This is a genomic window from Paludibacterium sp. B53371 (assembly GCF_018802765.1).
Lineage (GTDB): Bacteria > Pseudomonadota > Gammaproteobacteria > Burkholderiales > Chromobacteriaceae > Paludibacterium.
The window spans coordinates 3,074,036-3,090,043 of sequence record NZ_CP069163.1 but is presented as its reverse complement, the minus strand read 5'-3'; the positions used below and the strand labels follow the sequence as shown (position 1 = coordinate 3,090,043).

The window sequence follows — 16,008 nt, the reverse complement described above, 5'->3', positions numbered from 1 at the left end:
TGGGCTTTCAGGCTAGAAGGGGCGAGAGGACTGCAGGCTCAACTTTGCGAGACAATCTGCGGCGTGATGAAGACCAGCAGCTCGCGCCGCGAGTGCTTTTTGGTATTGTGGCGAAACAGCCATCCCAGCAAGGGAATGTCACCCAGCCAGGGGACCTGGCTGTTCATCGCGTGTTGCTCGTCCACATAAATCCCGCCCAGTACCACGGTGCCGCCATTCTCGACCTGAACGGCAGTCCGGATGCGCTTGGTATCGATGGACGGCGTCAGATTAACCTGGCGGTAGTTTGGTGAGTCTTTGTTGATCTCGATCTCCAGCCAGAGACTCTGGCCATCGGTCGCAATGGTGGGTTTGACTTTCAGGCTCAGGGCGGTTTTCTTGAAGTCGACCGCAGTGGTTCCGCGCGATGACATGCGCGGCACCGGCATTTCGTTGCCTTCCTCGATGGTGGCTTCATGCCGATCGGCGGTCAGCAGCCGGGGGGTCGAGACCAGCTTGCCCTGTCCCTCCGCCTGCATGGCCTGCAGTTCCAGGCTGATCAAGGTGCCGGCACTGGCCTTGAACAGGGCGGCAATCGAGCCGAACGAGGTGGCGACGGGCAGATCTACCCCTGAGGGCAGGCTGCGTGAATCTGGGGAATAGGGTTGCCACAAACCCGGGCGAGGTCGTCCGTTGCCTTTGTCGTGACTTGAGGCCTGGGATGTTCGGGTCGGCAGTCGAGCAAAGTTGAGTTTGCTGCCCAGCTCTCGGCTGAAGTGGTCATTGGCCTCGACGATCTTGGCTTCAATCATCACCTGTTGACGCGGCGTGTCGGTCAATTCGAGGAGTTGCTGAATTTTCTGACCATTCTCCGGCGTGTCATGCACAAACAGCGTATTGCTGTGCGGGTCGACCAGCATGCTGCCCTTCTCGCTGAGCAAACGCCCCTGTTCCAGAATCTTGCGCATTTCCTCCGCCTGGCGATGGCGCAAAGCGAAGGCCTGCATCTGCGGCGCGATCAGCATCTTGCGTTGCTGGCCTGCTTCGTAGCGTTGCTTTTCCTGCCCCAGCAATTCATCTCTGGCGGAGATATAGCGGACCTTGCCGATACGCTGCTGCTCCAGTCCCCGTGCCTGCAGAATCAGTGACAGAGCCTGCTCCCAGGGGACGTCCTGCAGTTTGATGCTGATCTGTCCTTTTACAGCGTCTCCGACGATCATGTCCTTGCCTGCCTCATCCGCCAGGGCGTAGAGGGCTGCCCGTACATCCAGATTCTGGAAGTTCAGCGTGATCTTGCCTTGCTCTTCCTGAGCGCAGACCGGCAGTACCGCCCCGCCCAGACATAAAACAGTCAGCCAGCCGACATGCCAAATTGTTTTCATGGGGTCTCCATATGCAGATAACGCTCTCCACGGCTTGAAGGCGTCGCCTCGCCGACCGGCTTCAGGGCGATGTGCGACTCGCCGATCAGGGTGACTTGCCAGTGGCCATGGCCCAGCAAGGAACCCACCCGGACGGTGTATACCTGTTGATGCTGATCCTGCAGCAGCGCCAGACGTTTGCTGCCACGAACCAGCGTGCCCGCCAGCTTGATCTGTGACAGGTCAAATCGGTCTGCATCCATGCTGGGCAGGCCGGCCACGCCCTTGCCGGTACTCAGGCGCTGCGGGTCAAACGGAGTCCGAAGGGCCGGATCAGCCTGACTGGATATCGATCCGCATAGCAGTCCGTAGCAAAGCAGTTTGCGCATCAGGCAGCTTCCTCCATGGTGCCGGGTTGCAGGCAGCGAACACGCGCCTGAAGATCCAGCCGACCCTGGCTTGCCCGGGTCAGCTGTAGTTCGTCGACAAGCAGGGCGGCTGGGTGCTGACTGATCTCGGCCAACAGCGCCTGCAAGGGATGGAAGTGCCCGGTGGCCAGCAAGCGCGCCGAAGCCTCGACCCGGTCCTGATGATTGCCCATGGTCTCCGGCGGGCTCAGCAACAATGTGATTTGCAGTCGTTTTGCGGCATCGCGGATAAAGGCCATTTCACAGTCCGGCCGCAAGCGTGCCAGCGCCTCGCTCATCACGGCGGGAGGGGGGGCGGCAGACAGGGCATGCGGCTGATCCGGGACGGCAGGCAGGGTGTGTCGCAGCAAGCTATATTCGACGATGCCGATGAGCAGATTGAACAGGCCGATCAACAGCCATTGCCGGCGTCGTGTCATCCTGCAGGGCGCAGGCCATGGCCGCGCCCTCATGGCGTGCTCTCCGGTCTGTTGACGGGGGGCCTGGCCAGTACCAGCAAGAACTCGCTGACGGGGCGACCCTGGGCCACCCCGGCCGAGGCCTCCCGATGAATCCGTTGCTTGAAGGTACCTTGCTGCCGCAGCTGCTGCTCGAAGTGCGACAAAACCCCGGGGTGACTGGCCTGACCCGTCAGGCGAAATTCGTCTTTCAGCTGCGAAGCCTCTTTCAGGACCACGCCTGACGGCGTGGCGTGTTCCAGCAGGACAAGAAGACGCAGCGCGTCGTCGTGCCCGGTCTGCCAGCGCTGGCGCCACCAGAGATCGCTCTGGGCGGGCGCGGTGACCTCGTGTGCCGTGGTGATTTGCGTGGTCCGGCTGCCTTGCACGATTAGCCAGCCGACTAGAATGAAACACTGAGGCAACAGCAGGGCGAGCAGCCAGCGGCGTCGACAGAGGGCACGGTCCGCCTGCTGCTGATGCAGCAGATTCAGTCTGGCCCATGGACGTGCCGGCGGTGTGGGCATGCCGGCCATCAGGCAGCACCCAATGCCAGCCCGTAGGCAACAAAGAGGGTCGAGGCGTTGGCGGCTAGTGGACGGCGGTCTTGTTCATTGACCAGCCGTATGCCGGCAAAGGGATTGCTGCAGTAGCGTTGCTTCGGCCAGCGGGATTGCAGCGAGGCCAGCAAGGGCTGTGTCTGGGCGGCCGGCCCGGCCAGATAGAACATGTCCGGCAGTTCTTGCGCCAGTTGTTCGTGCAATTCGTCGGGGTTTCCGGCTTGTTGCACGGCGTGGGAGAACGGCGTGGCGGGCTCCTGATGCCACCACTGAATGGTTTGTCCATTGATCATGATCAGAGCGCAGGATTGGCACTCGGCCTGCAGCCAGGAGGGGGTGTAGCTGCACGCGGTGAGCATGGCCAGGCAGTCGATCTGTAGCTGTACCGGCTCCAGTCCGGCTCGTGTCAGCGTGTCGAGTAAACCGGTCAGATAGGGGTCGGGCAGGGAGGCGACAAGCCGCCTGGCGGGTTGTTCATGGTTGTCGGTCAGGAGCATTTCGGCCTCAACCCGGCCCATGGCGGGTGTGGCTGCAGCGGGGGACGTCTCAATCCGCACGGTGGCCGGGGGGATCGGCACAGACACCGCCACCCGGGTTTCGCTGAGGCCCAGGCGTTGCCAGGTTTCCCGCAGTCGAAGGGCGGCGGCTTCCGGCGAGTCGGTGGGCAGAGAAAGGCAGGCGTGGGCATGCAGTACCGGGGGCGCCCCGGCGTTCGTGCGCTCAAGCGAGACCAGGGCCAGGCGCTCGGTTCGCCATTCCAGCCCGATCGCGATGGTCGCAGGTGCAGGCCGAGTCAGATTCATCAGTTTCTGGCGCCACAAGATCCGTATCCTCCCTGTCGCGGCATGTCCCGAGACAGGGATAGCCAGGTTTTTATCAACTGGGCGTCACACGTCGTATAATCCGTGTTTCAGCGAAATACTGGAAAACCATGTTTAAACGAATATTTGCGATTCTGGCAGGGCTGTTTCTGGGTGGGGTGGTGCTTTCAGCCGGGGCCCTGGCGATAGCAATCATCATAACGTACCCCCGCCTGCCCAGCCTGGACGTGCTGACCGACTACCGGCCGAAGATCCCGCTGCGTGTTTACTCGGCGGACAATGTCCTCATCGGGGAATTCGGCGAGGAGCGTCGGTCGTTTCTGCGCATCCACGAGGTGCCGCAGCAGATGATCAATGCCCTTCTCGCGGCAGAAGATGCGAACTTTTACCAGCACAGCGGGGTTGACTATACCGGTGTGATGCGCGCGGCGATTGGCAACCTGCTGACCGGCCATGCGCGCTCTGGCGCCAGTACCATCACCATGCAGGTGGCGAAGAACTTCTTCCTGTCCAGCGAGAAGACCTTCACGCGGAAATTCAACGAAGCGCTGCTGGCTTTCAAGATTGAGCATGCGCTGTCGAAAGATCAGATCCTTGAGCTTTACTTTAACCAGATCTATCTCGGCCAGCGTGCCTACGGCTTCGGTGCCGCGGCCCAGGCTTATTATGGGAAAAATCTGCAGGATCTGACTGTTGCAGAAATGGCCATGCTGGCCGGCTTGCCCAAGGCGCCCTCCGCCTACAACCCGATCGTCAATCCGGAGCGGGCCAAGCTGCGTCAGGAGTACGTTCTGCGCCGGATGAAAGAGCTGAACTTCATCAACGATGCCCAGTATCAGCAGGCCATGGCGCAAAAGCTGGTGTTTGCCGGCCAGACCGACAACAACGGCTTCCCGGCTCAATATGTGGCTGAAATGGTGCGCCAGGCCATGTATGACCGCTTCCGCGAGAATGCCTATACCGAGGGTTACCGGGTCTACACCACGATCGACAGTCATCACCAGCAGTGGGCTTATGATGCCCTGCGCGCCGGGCTGATTGACTTTGACCGCAAGCATGGCTATCGCGGGCCGGAGAGTTTCGTCGACATGAACAACCTGCAGGGCGAGGACCTGGACATGGCGCTGGATGATGCCCTGTCCGAGATCCGCGACAGCGGGGACATGCAGCCTGCCATCGTGCAGAGCGCCAATCAGGGCGAGGTGCGTGCCTACATGCGCGGTGGCAAGATTGCCATCATCAATGGGGCAGGGCTCGACTTCGCCCGCCGAGCGATAGGTTCGCGCGTGCCGGCGCAGCAACAGATTCGCCCGGGCGCGGTGATTCGCATTCGTGCCAATGAAAAGGGTTACTGGGAAATTGTCCAGATGCCGGAAATCGAAGGAGCCTTCGTCTCTCTGGATACCCGGACGGGCGCGATTCGTTCGCTGGTGGGGGGCTTTGACTTCAACCGCCGCAGCTTCAATCACGTGACCCAGGCCTGGCGTCAGCCGGGTTCGACCTTCAAGCCCTTTATCTATTCTGCGGCGCTGGATCGCGGTCTGACGGCATCGACCATGATCAATGACGCCCCGTTCAGCTTCGACCCGCAGGATGGCTCGGGCAAGATGTGGACCCCGCAGAACGATGACGGCAAATTCATGGGCATGATTACCATGCACCATGCCCTGGCGCTGTCGCGCAACCTGGTGTCGGTACGTCTGCTGCAGGCCATCGGTACTGACTATGCCCAGCAGTACATCCAGCGTTTCGGCTTCTCGGCCAAGCAGCATCCGGCCTACCTGCCGATGGCTCTGGGGGCAGGTTCGGTGACGCCGCTGCAGATGGCGGAAGCCTATGCGACCCTGGCCAACGGCGGTTACCGCACCCATGCCTACTTCATTGATCGCATCGAAGACTCGACCGGTCGTGTGCTGGCCAAGACCCAGCCTGTCGTGGCCGGTCAGGGCGGCACCCCGGTGATCGACCCGCGCAATGCCTTCATCATGACAAATATGATGAAGGATGTGATCAGATACGGTACGGCCACGCGCGCACTGGTGCTGGGACGCAGTGATATTGCCGGCAAGACCGGTACCACCAGTGACTTCAAGGACGCCTGGTTTGTCGGCTTCAATCCGGGGCTGGTGGCAGCCACCTGGGTCGGCTATGACCAGCCGCGCAGTCTGGGGCGGTATGGCTATGGCGGTACCGCCGCGCTGCCGATCTGGATCAACTACATGGCCAATGCCCTGAAGAAGGAACCGGAGGTTGACCTGCCAATGCCGGCGGGCATTACCGTCAAGCCTGGCGCGGGTATGCGGGGGGGGGACGAGTATTACTACGATGAGTTCCAGACCCCCAATCCGGACATCAAGATCAACAATCGCGGCACCGTTCCGGTGGCCCCGGATGCCTCTGCCATCCTGGGCGGCGCGGACCCTGCAGCCACCCCGGATGCGCCCCCGCCGGCTGATGCCGTCGAGAAGGTCAAAGACCAGTTGTTCTGACCGTCTGTTGTCTGTTCCAACTCACACCCCTCGCCTGCGCGAGGGGTTTTTTCTTGTCCTGAATCTATCATCAAGATTTGCATCGTCTGATTGAGTACCCTGCATGCACCAAATACACATGCGGGGCAGTAGTGATGATAAGTTCAGTCGTGGTGATCGATGACCACCCCCCTATCCGGATGGCTCTGAAAACCTATCTGGAACAGGATGGTCGTTGTCGTGTGGTCGGAGAAAGCGGTGGCGCGGATGCGTTGGCATGTGTGCGTCAGCATGTGCCGGATCTGGTGATTCTCGATCTGGCCCTGTCTTCCTTTGACGGACTGGGCCTGATCCGTCAGGTTTGCCTGGTTGACAAGAAAATCCGGGTGCTGGTTCTCAGTTCACGCGAAGAGAAAATCTATGTGACGCGTGCTGCCGAACAAGGGGCCTGCGGCTATGTCAGCAAATCCAGTTCGATGCAGGAGATCCTGTACGCGGTACAACTGGTTCGTTCCGGCTATCGCTGTTTCCCCGTGGGCAGCCAGCAGGTGGCGCAGGAAGTGCCGGTACTGAGCCGGCGCGAACTGGCCGTCTTGCGCTTTATCGCCGGCGGCAGTCGAAACAAGGAAATTGCTTCGGCACTCTGCATCAGCCCGAAGACCGTCAGTACCTACAAAATGCGTCTTCTGACCAAGCTTAACCTCAAGACAACGCTGGACCTGGCGGAATACGCCCGCATGAACGGCTTGTCCTGAACCCCTGCAGGATCTTGATTTTGCTTGTCAGATTAATCTGATTTAATTGATTGTCATCCTTTATCACAATCCATACATCGTTTCCTCAAATCTGCCCGATAGGCTGGGAAGCATGGCAACAGACTGTGAGTAAGGAGAATCAGATGGATGCAAGACTACTGATGCAAGTCGGCGAACTGGGCAGTGGCCTGGCGGTGCTCATCGTCCTGTGCTGCTACGTCAAGCCCATATACTGGGCCGTCGTCTGCAAGATTTGGCACTTGATGGTGTCCGGCCACACCATCGAGCGCACCCTGTGCGCGGTGGAAACCGAGTTATCCCGCATCGGGATGCCACAGACCCAGTCGCCGGCAGAACCGGCTAGCGGAGAAGGGATGGCCACGGCCTGGCAATGGCTGGTCAGCGCCATCTGTGGCGGCAGCCAGCAGTACCGTCCGACCCATGTCCTGGCCATGGCGGCAGGCCTGGCAAGCAACGGCGCATTGTGCACGGTGGGTTTGCCGCTGGTTGAAAAGCTGGCGCTGCTGCAACAGGCCAGCGAGCGACTGCAACCTGCCCAGGCGATTCGTTTCCAGCATGCCCTGCATGGAACCTCCCGGTTGATTGCAGCCGCCCGCTACGACTGAGGCAAGTCTAAGATCCTCAGAACCGGCCCTGATGATAGTCTTCGAAAGCTTGTTCGAGCTCTTCGCGGCGATTCATCACGAACGGTCCCCACTGTGCAATCGGTTCATGCAGTGGTTGTCCTGCAATCAGCAAGAGTCGGCTCTCCGCCTCGGCCTGCAGGCGGACGCCCTGCTGATCACGGCCATTCGTCAGGACGGCCAGCGTTCCCTTGCTCACCGCGCGAGCGGTCTCATCCATGGTGACCTGCCCCTCATACACATAGGCAAAAGCATGATGCGTCTCGGGCAGAGGGACGTGCAGCGTCGCCCCCGCGGCCAACTGAATATCGAGGTAAAGAGGGCGGGTGCTGATGCCGCGGATCGCCCCCTGCTGACCGTCATATTCGCCGGCGATCAACGAGATCATCACCCCGGGCGCCGGCGAGAGACGCGGAATCTCGCTGTTCTGAATGCCCCGATACTGCGGGTCACACATTTTTTCTCTGGCAGGCAAATTTACCCATAGCTGGAAACCGCGCATGCGGCCTTCTTCCTGTTCCGGCATTTCCGAATGCACCACCCCGCGGCCAGCCGTCATCCACTGCACATCTCCCGGGCCCAGAACGCCCTCGTTGCCAGCATTGTCCCGATGGCGCATCCGTCCATCCAGCATGTAGGTGACCGTTTCGAAGCCCCGGTGAGGGTGTGACGGGAAGCCGGCGATATAGTCGCCTGGCTGGTCAGAGCCAAACTCGTCCAGCATCAGAAAGGGATCCAGGCGCTGCTGCAGGTTCTGTGTCAGCACACGCTGCAGCTTGACGCCGGCCCCATCCGATACCGGCATGCCGCGGTGCAGGCTTTCCACTCGACGCAACTGATTGATGGTTTCCATTGATCTCTCCTGTTGGATGGCTTTGTAGGACAGATTATTGATCTTGATTCATCGATAAAAAAGCGCAATTATTCGACTATATAAATCGAAAAAATCGATATGAATCTACCCAAGACCCGCGCCGCCCAATGGCGCATGTTGCAGGCGGTCGTCGATCACGGTGGTTTTGCCCAGGCCGCCAGTGTGCTGCACCGCAGCCAGTCCTCGGTCAGTCATGGCATCGCCACCCTGCAACAACAACTGGGACTCACCCTGCTGGAGCCGCAAGGTCGACGCATGGTACTGACGGATGCCGGACGAACTTTGCTCCGGGATGCCCGCGAATGGCTGGCGGGACAGGAGCGTCTGGAGATGCGTGCGCAACAGCTGCGTCAGGGCTGGGAAAGTGAAGTGAGGTTGGCGGTAGATTCGCTGTTTCCGGCCGGGATCCTGCTCGGGGTCCTGCAGCAGTTTGCCAGTCTTTGTGGTGATACCCGCCTGCAGCTGCACGAAGTCGTCATGTCCGGGGCGGATGATGCGCTCTATGGCGGCCAGGTCGACCTGGCCATTGCCACCCGCGTGCCGAGCGGCTTTCTCGGGGATTGGTTGCTGGATGCCGGCTTCCGGGCGGTGGCGGCGCCAGAGCACCCGCTGCTGGCTCTGGGGCGTGAATTGCATGCAGCGGATCTGGTCGCCCATACCCAGGTCGTGGTGCGGGATTCGGGAGAAAACACCCCGCGCGACGCCGGCTGGCTGGGCGCACGCCAGCGCTGGACCGTCAGCAAGCAAGAGACCTCGCTGGCTGCCGTGCTGTCCGGGCTGGCCTTTGCCTGGCTGCCCGAATCGATTCTTGCCGAACCACTGGCGCAAGGCCGTTTGCTTCCCTTGCCCCTGGCCAACGGTGCCGAGCGCACCATGCCGCTGTATCTGATCATGGCCGAGCCCGCCAGCAGCGGCCCTGCCACCCGGCAACTGGCCGAGCTGATCCGGCAGTCAGTCCTTACTCATCAATGATATGGTCAAAGCGAACGTCGGCACCGAGCACGCCCAGCAACTCGCCACGGGCGTCAAACAAGGGAGCGGCGACCGTGAAGCCATAATTGCCGGTCTGGATTGAGCGGTAAATATCCGACACGAACAACTCGCCACGACGGGTCGCTTCCTGGAACCAGCGACGCTGGTTGCAGTTGAACCCAATCGAACCCGGATCGCGTCCCGACGTCGATACGTCTGCCGTCAGCTGCACACCACTTTTGTCCGTTACATAGCAGATTTCCAGTGCCGGCAGACTCTGGCACAGGCTGGCCAGCTTGCTTTCCAGATCACTGCGCTCAAGACGGCTGAGTCCCCATTGCCTGATGGCAGACTCGACACCCTCACGGATGTGGCGATGCCCGGCAAAGCGGAATTCCCCCACCTCGGTCAACAGCAGATCACACTGCTCGCTCATCTGCGTGGCGCTGGCCGCCAGCGTCCGCGACCCTTCCAGCTGCAGTTGCGAGCTCTCCACCACGGCACCAATCTGGTTGGCGATGGCACGAACCTTCTCATTCTGCGCACTGCTGGTGTCGGCGATCATCTGCACACTGCCGATCAGGGTGTTGATATCCCGCGAGGCAGCCTCAATCGATTCACCCGCCTGCTGGGAGACCTCGATCCCCGAGTGAACCTGGACCGACATCGCCGTCATGGTTTCGCTGGAGGTTGTCACCTGTTCCTGAATCGTTGCCAGCAGGGCTTCGACATTCTGCGTGGCGCTGGTGGTCTGGTCTGCCAGCTTGCGCACCTCGTCCGCCACCACGGCAAAACCGCGGCCTTGTTCGCCGGCGCGCGCCGCTTCAATCGCGGCATTGAGCGACAACAAGCGCGTGCGGTCGGCAATGTTCTTGATCAGCTCAACCACTTCACCAATCGAGGCGGAACTGGCTTTGAGCAGGGCCATCTGTTCTTCCAGTGCTGCCGTACTGGCGCCAATAGCCTGGATCTGGTTACGACTCTGCAGGTCACTGGCATTGGCACTGGCCGCCGCTTCAGCCACCTGGCGCGAGAAAGCCGAGGCTTCGCGTGCGCTCTGGGAGATGGCTTCGACCGTCTCAGCCAGTGTCTGGCTGGCCGCCGCAATCTCTTCGGCATTGCCTTGCTGAGCGCGGGCACGTTCTTCCAGCAGTTTTGACAGCTTGGCCAGCTCCGGGGCCTGCTGAGACAGCTGGATGGTGGTACGGGCAATCTTGACCAGCGCGCTATGGAAGCGTGTCAACAAGGTCTTGATCAGGCGACCGATCCAGCCCAGGCTGCCTTGCTCTTCCAGGGTGACGGTCAGATCAACCCCGTCGCGCGTTGCCGTGGACAAAGGTTGCAGATATTTGGTCAGTTTGTGCGCAGATAAAAACATAGAACCCCCAAAAGCGGACAGCACGGAAGCGCCTGCGACGGCCATCCAGTCCGAAAACCTGACATGGACAGGCCTCCAGGGCGAATCATGGCATGGTGAGTGCCGTGCAAAGTTGGTCTGAATCAAACTAACATTATTAAGTTACATTAATTAATCAGTATCGCTTTAGCCTTATGTCATGAAATATTCAGGTGTACCGGTCGCGGTGATAAACTCTGTAAATATAATGACTTTAGTTGAAATTTATGCCGTTGAAGATTCCGCCTGCCATGATCACACCGCTGATCGTTGCAACGGCCCTGTTCATGGAAAACATGGATGCCACGGTCATCTCCACCTCCTTGCCGGCGATTGCCGCCGACCTGCGGATTGATCCGGTCTCGCTCAAGCTGGCGCTGACATCCTATCTGGTCAGTCTGGCGGTTTTCATCCCGATCAGTGGCTGGATGGCCGATCGCCATGGCGCCCGCCGCATCTTCAGACTGGCCATCCTGGTCTTCATGCTGGGATCGCTGTGCTGTGCCCTCAGCGCCACCCTGTCGGGCTTCGTTCTGGCCCGCTTCGTGCAGGGGATCGGCGGCGCCATGATGGTCCCCGTGGGACGACTGGTGATTGTGCGCAGTACCGCCAAGGCAGATCTGGTGCGCGCCCTGAGCTATCTGACCATTCCCGCCTTGCTCGGCCCGGTGATCGGTCCGCCGCTGGGCGGCTTCATCAGTACCTTCTTCCACTGGCGCTGGATTTTCTTCATCAATCTCCCGATCGGCATCGTCGGCATCGTGCTGGGCGGTCGCTACATTGCCAACCTGAAAGACGCGCAGTTGCCGCCGCTGGATATCCGTGGCTTTCTCCTCAGCGGTGTCGGTCTGTCCGCGCTGATGCTGGGGATGGCGGCAGAAGGCAAGCATCTGATGTCGGGGACGGTCACCTTGCTGGTGAGCGTGCTTGGCGTCGTCTTGCTGCTGGGCTACTGGCGTCATTACCGGCATACTGCCAAGCCCCTGCTGGACCTGTCGCTGTTTCGCCTGCCCACATTTCACGCCAGTGTCATTGGTGGCTTTGTGTTCCGCGTCGGCATCGGCGCCACCCCGTTCCTGCTACCGCTGATGCTGCAATTGGGCTTTGGTCTGACGCCTTTCGCCTCTGGCATGCTGACGTGTTCGACGGCCATCGGTGCCATCTTCATGAAAACCATTGTGATGAAAGTGCTCGAACGCTTCGGATTCCGGCGCGTGCTGATCGTCAACAGCATGCTGGTGGCGCTGTCGATTGCCGCCTATGCGCTGTTTCGTGCCGAGACGCCACATGGCTGGATGCTGCTGGTGTTTGTGCTGGGTGGCTGCTTGCGCTCGCTGCAGTTCACCAGCCTGAACGCCATCGCCTTTGCCGATGTCGACGCGGCGCGCATGAGCCATGCCACCAGTCTGTCTGCCGTGATGCAGCAACTGGCTGCGGGCATGGGGGTCACCATCGGCGCCTTCGCCTTGCAAGGCATTGGCTGGTGGCGTGGCCATGCTGCACTGGTCAGCAGCGACTTTGCCCTGGCCTTTCTGTTCATGGGCGTACTGACATGGTGTTCAACAGTCTTGTTTCTGCCGCTGCCGCCGCATGCCGGTGCGCAGCTTGCCCGACGCCCTTCCCCCTGAGGAGAAATCATGACAAACGAAACCAGTGCAGGCTGGTGCATCCAGCAGCAGCTCAACCGTTTTGCCAACTGCTTTGACTTGAAGTCCTGGGACGAGATGGCCGAATGTCTGGCCGAGACGCTGTATACCGATTATTCCGATTTGCGTGGTACACCGCCCGAAACCCTCAGCCGCGAACGTTATATCGCCCTGCGGCGCGAGGCGCTGGATGGCCTGAAAACCCACCATCTGTATGCCAATCATGAGATCACGCTGAACCAGACAGGGGCTACGGCCAGGGTCTCCGCCCTGATACAACGCCTGAGTCCGGATGGTCAGGTGCTGGACACGCATTGCGTTTACCTGTTCGAACTGAATCAGCACGGAACAAACTGGGTGATCCGCGCCATCACCCAGAAAGTGTTGTGGACGCAGGGAAATCCGGCGATTCATGCCGGGATCGGACGTCAGGATCCTTCTCGGCAAACTACCAGCTGATGGTACGTGCCATATGGGTCTCGATCGCCCAATCCTTCTTGTACTGGTGATAGTTGCGGCCGAAAGAATAGCGCAGGGGGATTTGCCAGTCCTGGCTCTGCTGCCAGCAGGCGGAGAGGTTGAGCCATGTCACCACATTGCCCGGTGACAGGTGCTCCCACTGATGGTCGTAGCCGCCATTGATGTACTCGACGGCGTAACAGCGCGCCGACCGTGCCGTCAGCAACAGCTGATAGGCGGCCGGCTCACCATTCATCAGCGCCACATGGCCGGTCATCAGCGGGAAGAGTGCCTCGAAAAAGCGCGGCAGTGTCGCCAGGGTGTGGTGCGGCTTGTTCCAGCGACGCTGGAACACATCGGCGTAGACGGCAGCCAGCTCCGCCGGAGTGAACTGATCGATGCGCCGGATTTCGCCACCATCACGCTCCCAGACCCGAGCCTGAGTACGGCGCCGCTTGCAGGTGCTGGAGGCCAGTCCATCCGGCCCCAGTCCTTTGGCCAGACAAAGCCAGCGTTTGTTCAGCTTGAGTGTGGCATTACTGACCTGGGGTGCACTCAAGGGCGACAGATAGCGGGTCTTGAAGCCGATGGCGCCACGAAAACCGGCAGACAGGGGCAGGATGATCTCGGGAACGCCAAAGTCGCAGCGTGCATCAATACCGAAATGTACCTGCGCATCATGATCACCTGCCAGATAGTTGCCCCAGGTCGCCATGGCGGCCAGCGGTTCGCCCTGCTTGTCCCACTTGCCATAGAACGCCGGCCGGCAACCCGTTTCTTCCGCGATAAATTCAAGTACCCGGGGATGGGTGATCACCCCGCCGCCGTGATTTTGCCATGCGGAGGCATACAGATCGGCAGGGAGGGTTTTCCAACCAAGAGCGCGCAGAAAGGACATATCGTTACCTGGAACAGGGGGAGCAGGGGCGGCCTCAAGTCGAAAGCCGTATGTGAATTGCCGGACATATTACTATATCGTCAAATACCCGGCAAAAAGGCGCCGTTACCCCCAGCCTCCCGGGCGACCTGCCAACTGACTCGCAGCAGGGACGCCAGGTAAGTCGGACCGACTTGCTGCTGAGCGTCCCTGCGCTTTATTGCAACCAGACGAATCCGGCCATGACCTCGATCAGGGCATCCTGCCAGCTTTGCGTGTTCATGATCGCCTCCAGCAGGCGACAGTCCGACGGACGGGCCTCGCCTGTTTACGTTCCGGTGCCAGGCAGGGCAGAGCCTGCCTCCTTGTTTCTTTATAACGCCTGTCGCCGAGTTTGCCGTTCGGGTCGCGGTATCAGGTCAAGACCGGATAGTCTGCCGTTCCCGGTACGCGCACCATGCCGCCATGAATCCTGTCCCTGCGACCTTTCCTGTCTTTCACTGGCTGGCGGAACAACTGCAGACACCGGACTGGCAAGCCCGCAGCCTGATCCTCCAGGGGCGGCTGGGCGAGCAGTGTCTGCGTGCGCGGCAGTTTGCACATGGCATGGCGGTCGCCATCAGCGTGGATCGTCCGCCCAGTCAGTGCCGCGCAGCCTGCCTGCTGCTGGCGGCGACCCCCGAGGCCTGTGATGACGCGCTCTATCTGGCAGAGGGCAAACTCTGGCTGTGGCGACGTTTTGCCCCGGCGCTGACGCTGGCTGAATTTGACCTGCTGTTCAAGCAGCAGCAGATCATGGTGCAACTGCTGGCCTGGCGTATCTCGCGTGTCGAGCCGGTTTCGCGGACATGGGGAGGGCGGCTGTGAGGCGATTCGGCATTCTGCTCGCGCTATGTTCGGCGCAGGCCTGGACTCAAGCGATTCCCTGGCAAGGACCGGTGTTCTTCCTCACCAGTCGGCAGATGCCGCTGGCCGAGGTGCTGGGCGAGCTGGGCGCCAACTATCGCCTGCCCGTGGTCGTCAGTCCGGCCATCCGCGACAGCTTCAGCGGCCGGCTGGCTGAAACGCATCCCGGCGAGGCCCTGTCCACGCTGAGCCGGCAGTATCAGCTCATGCCTTACTACGACGGGCAGGCACTCTACCTCTATAAGGCCGAAGAAATGGATCGCAGTGTGCTGACCCCGGCAGCCTTGCCGGCGGCCACGTTGCTGGCCCAACTGAAGGACGCCGGCCTGAGTGATGCGCAGGCTTGCCGGTTGTCCTTGCTGGATCAGAGTAATGCGCTGCAGGTCGCGGGTGTGCCTGTCTGCCTGAGTCGCCTGACGCTCATGGCCAAGCAACTGGATAGCCAGTATGCCGAACAGGCACAGCGTCAGGATGTGGTGCAGGTTTACCCCCTGCGCTATGCCAGTGCGGCGGACAGCAGTTATAGCTTCCGTGGCCAGAGTGTGCTCGTGCCGGGCATCGTCTCGGTGCTGCGCGACATGACGCACAGCCCGGCATCCGGCACCGGGGGGGCTGCGGTGAAGACAGCCAGCGGCCTGCCAGTGTTCTCGGCTGACAGCCAGCGCAATGCCGTACTGGTTCGTGACCTGGCCAAAAACCAGAACGTGTACCGCGATCTGATTCGTCAACTGGATCATCGGCCAACACTGATCGAGATCTCGGTCGAGATCCTGGATGTCGATGCCGCCGATATTGATCAGCTTGGCGTCGACTGGCAGGGTAATGCCGCCATCGGCGGCGGTGCCGTGGCCTTCAATGCCAATACCGGTTTGTCGGGGGGCAGCTTCTCCTCCCTGGTGTCCAACACTCAGTCCTTCCTGGTGCGGCTCAGTGCCCTGACGGCACGTTCGCGTGCCCGCATTATTTCCCGACCGTCCGTGGTGACGCTGGATAACGTGCAAGCGGTACTGGATCGCAACATCACCTTCTATACCAAGCTGGCCAGCGATAGCAATCCGCAACTGGCCTCGGTCTCTGCCGGCGAGTTGATGCGGGTGACACCGCGGCTGATCCACGAGCCGGACCAGCCGGAAAGGGTATTGCTGACGTTGAATATCCAGGACGGTCGGCAAGCGCCGCCGGTCAGCGAGGTCGAGTCTCTGCCCCAGGTGCAGAATGCCGAGATCAGTACCCAGGCCACGCTGCAAACCGGCCAGGCGCTGTTGTTGGGCGGCTTTGTCGAAAACGAAGCGGTGCAGGGGGAGCGCAAGGTGCCACTGCTGGGCGACCTGCCGCTGTTGGGGGGCCTGTTCCGCAGCAAAGCGACCAGCGGACGCAGCATGCTGCGCCTGTTCCTGATCCGTGCCGAACCACGCGCGGTCTAGC

The 16,008-nt window shown here is 60.8% G+C and carries 16 protein-coding genes; 8 read left to right on the top strand and 8 right to left on the bottom strand.

Annotated features, from left to right (window positions below):
- Positions 1-38: 38 nt before the first annotated feature.
- From JNO51_RS14705 to JNO51_RS14685, 5 genes are read right to left on the bottom strand one after another with little or no spacing between them, the layout of a single operon-like run.
- Positions 39-1,361, bottom strand: coding sequence for a type IV pilus secretin PilQ (locus JNO51_RS14705; RefSeq protein ID WP_215778703.1), 1,323 nt, complete (start codon positions 1,359-1,361; stop codon positions 39-41).
- Positions 1,358-1,729, bottom strand: coding sequence for a pilus assembly protein PilP (locus JNO51_RS14700; protein WP_215778701.1), 372 nt, complete (start codon positions 1,727-1,729; stop codon positions 1,358-1,360). The genes JNO51_RS14705 and JNO51_RS14700 overlap by 4 nt, the downstream gene beginning before the upstream one ends.
- Positions 1,729-2,187: a hypothetical protein gene (locus JNO51_RS14695; RefSeq protein WP_215778698.1), complete on the bottom strand. Its 459-nt coding sequence runs from the start codon at positions 2,185-2,187 to the stop codon at positions 1,729-1,731. Before JNO51_RS14695 ends, JNO51_RS14700 begins: the two co-directional genes overlap by 1 nt.
- A 29-nt stretch (positions 2,188-2,216) precedes the next feature.
- Positions 2,217-2,732: a PilN domain-containing protein gene (locus JNO51_RS14690; protein ID WP_215778696.1), complete on the bottom strand. Its 516-nt coding sequence runs from the start codon at positions 2,730-2,732 to the stop codon at positions 2,217-2,219.
- Between the two features lie 8 nt (positions 2,733-2,740).
- The gene (locus JNO51_RS14685) at positions 2,741-3,586 is read right to left on the bottom strand and encodes a hypothetical protein (protein WP_215778694.1); all 846 of its coding nucleotides are present in this window, start codon (positions 3,584-3,586) and stop codon (positions 2,741-2,743) included.
- A gap of 110 nt (positions 3,587-3,696) precedes the next feature.
- On the opposite strand from JNO51_RS14685, the gene JNO51_RS14680 reads away from it, so the two are divergent.
- From JNO51_RS14680 to JNO51_RS14670, 3 genes are all read left to right on the top strand, one after another.
- Positions 3,697-6,075 (top strand): penicillin-binding protein 1A, encoded by a 2,379-nt coding sequence (locus JNO51_RS14680; protein WP_215778691.1) that lies wholly within the window; start codon positions 3,697-3,699, stop codon positions 6,073-6,075.
- Between the two features lie 134 nt (positions 6,076-6,209).
- On the top strand, positions 6,210-6,809 hold the full coding sequence (locus JNO51_RS14675; protein ID WP_215778689.1) for a response regulator transcription factor: 600 nt from the start codon (positions 6,210-6,212) through the stop codon (positions 6,807-6,809).
- A 143-nt stretch (positions 6,810-6,952) separates the two neighbouring features.
- Positions 6,953-7,435: a hypothetical protein gene (locus JNO51_RS14670; RefSeq protein ID WP_215778686.1), complete on the top strand. Its 483-nt coding sequence runs from the start codon at positions 6,953-6,955 to the stop codon at positions 7,433-7,435.
- A 16-nt stretch (positions 7,436-7,451) separates the two neighbouring features.
- Here JNO51_RS14670 and JNO51_RS14665 read toward each other — a convergent pair whose 3' ends face one another.
- Entirely contained in the window at positions 7,452-8,306 is an 855-nt protein-coding gene (locus JNO51_RS14665) for a pirin family protein (protein WP_215778684.1), read from the bottom strand.
- Positions 8,307-8,405: 99 nt separating this feature from the next.
- Here JNO51_RS14665 and JNO51_RS14660 point away from each other — a divergent pair, with 99 nt between their 5' ends.
- Positions 8,406-9,299: a LysR family transcriptional regulator gene (locus tag JNO51_RS14660; protein ID WP_215778682.1), complete on the top strand. Its 894-nt coding sequence runs from the start codon at positions 8,406-8,408 to the stop codon at positions 9,297-9,299.
- Here JNO51_RS14660 and JNO51_RS14655 read toward each other — a convergent pair.
- A complete protein-coding gene (locus JNO51_RS14655) occupies positions 9,286-10,677 on the bottom strand; it encodes a methyl-accepting chemotaxis protein (RefSeq protein WP_215778680.1) in 1,392 nt (463 codons plus the stop codon). The genes JNO51_RS14660 and JNO51_RS14655 overlap by 14 nt on opposite strands.
- Positions 10,678-10,922: 245 nt before the next feature.
- Between JNO51_RS14655 and JNO51_RS14650 the strand changes: the two genes are divergently transcribed.
- Together JNO51_RS14650 and JNO51_RS14645 are read left to right on the top strand one after the other, a co-directional pair.
- A complete protein-coding gene (locus JNO51_RS14650) occupies positions 10,923-12,323 on the top strand; it encodes a DHA2 family efflux MFS transporter permease subunit (RefSeq protein ID WP_252346100.1) in 1,401 nt (466 codons plus the stop codon).
- Between the two features lie 9 nt (positions 12,324-12,332).
- On the top strand, positions 12,333-12,800 hold the full coding sequence (locus JNO51_RS14645; RefSeq protein ID WP_215778678.1) for a nuclear transport factor 2 family protein: 468 nt from the start codon (positions 12,333-12,335) through the stop codon (positions 12,798-12,800).
- Here the strand turns inward: JNO51_RS14645 and JNO51_RS14640 are convergent.
- On the bottom strand, positions 12,790-13,698 hold the full coding sequence (locus JNO51_RS14640) for a GNAT family N-acetyltransferase (RefSeq protein WP_215778675.1): 909 nt from the start codon (positions 13,696-13,698) through the stop codon (positions 12,790-12,792). The two genes, JNO51_RS14645 and JNO51_RS14640, sit on opposite strands and share 11 nt — an antisense overlap.
- 444 nt (positions 13,699-14,142) lie before the next feature.
- Here JNO51_RS14640 and JNO51_RS14635 point away from each other — a divergent pair, with 444 nt between their 5' ends.
- Together JNO51_RS14635 and JNO51_RS14630 are read left to right on the top strand one after the other, a co-directional pair.
- Positions 14,143-14,544 carry a hypothetical protein gene (locus tag JNO51_RS14635; protein WP_215778673.1) on the top strand — a complete coding sequence of 134 codons (402 nt, stop codon included), beginning with the start codon at positions 14,143-14,145 and terminating at the stop codon, positions 14,542-14,544.
- Positions 14,541-16,007, top strand: coding sequence for an EscC/YscC/HrcC family type III secretion system outer membrane ring protein (locus JNO51_RS14630; RefSeq protein ID WP_252346099.1), 1,467 nt, complete (start codon positions 14,541-14,543; stop codon positions 16,005-16,007). The genes JNO51_RS14635 and JNO51_RS14630 overlap by 4 nt, the downstream gene beginning before the upstream one ends.
- Position 16,008: the final 1 nt, after the last annotated feature.

Coding starts and splice junctions, on each gene's coding strand:
- JNO51_RS14705 (WP_215778703.1), bottom strand. CDS start 1,361: ATGAAAACAATTTGGCATGTCGGCTGGCTGACTGTTTTATGTCTGGGC.
- JNO51_RS14700 (WP_215778701.1), bottom strand. CDS start 1,729: ATGCGCAAACTGCTTTGCTACGGACTGCTATGCGGATCGATATCCAGT.
- JNO51_RS14695 (WP_215778698.1), bottom strand. CDS start 2,187: ATGACACGACGCCGGCAATGGCTGTTGATCGGCCTGTTCAATCTGCTC.
- JNO51_RS14690 (WP_215778696.1), bottom strand. CDS start 2,732: ATGCCCACACCGCCGGCACGTCCATGGGCCAGACTGAATCTGCTGCAT.
- JNO51_RS14680 (WP_215778691.1), top strand. CDS start 3,697: ATGTTTAAACGAATATTTGCGATTCTGGCAGGGCTGTTTCTGGGTGGG.
- JNO51_RS14675 (WP_215778689.1), top strand. CDS start 6,210: ATGATAAGTTCAGTCGTGGTGATCGATGACCACCCCCCTATCCGGATG.
- JNO51_RS14670 (WP_215778686.1), top strand. CDS start 6,953: ATGGATGCAAGACTACTGATGCAAGTCGGCGAACTGGGCAGTGGCCTG.
- JNO51_RS14665 (WP_215778684.1), bottom strand. CDS start 8,306: ATGGAAACCATCAATCAGTTGCGTCGAGTGGAAAGCCTGCACCGCGGC.
- JNO51_RS14660 (WP_215778682.1), top strand. CDS start 8,406: ATGAATCTACCCAAGACCCGCGCCGCCCAATGGCGCATGTTGCAGGCG.
- JNO51_RS14655 (WP_215778680.1), bottom strand. CDS start 10,677: ATGTTTTTATCTGCGCACAAACTGACCAAATATCTGCAACCTTTGTCC.
- JNO51_RS14650 (WP_252346100.1), top strand. CDS start 10,923: ATGCCGTTGAAGATTCCGCCTGCCATGATCACACCGCTGATCGTTGCA.
- JNO51_RS14645 (WP_215778678.1), top strand. CDS start 12,333: ATGACAAACGAAACCAGTGCAGGCTGGTGCATCCAGCAGCAGCTCAAC.
- JNO51_RS14640 (WP_215778675.1), bottom strand. CDS start 13,698: ATGTCCTTTCTGCGCGCTCTTGGTTGGAAAACCCTCCCTGCCGATCTG.
- JNO51_RS14635 (WP_215778673.1), top strand. CDS start 14,143: ATGAATCCTGTCCCTGCGACCTTTCCTGTCTTTCACTGGCTGGCGGAA.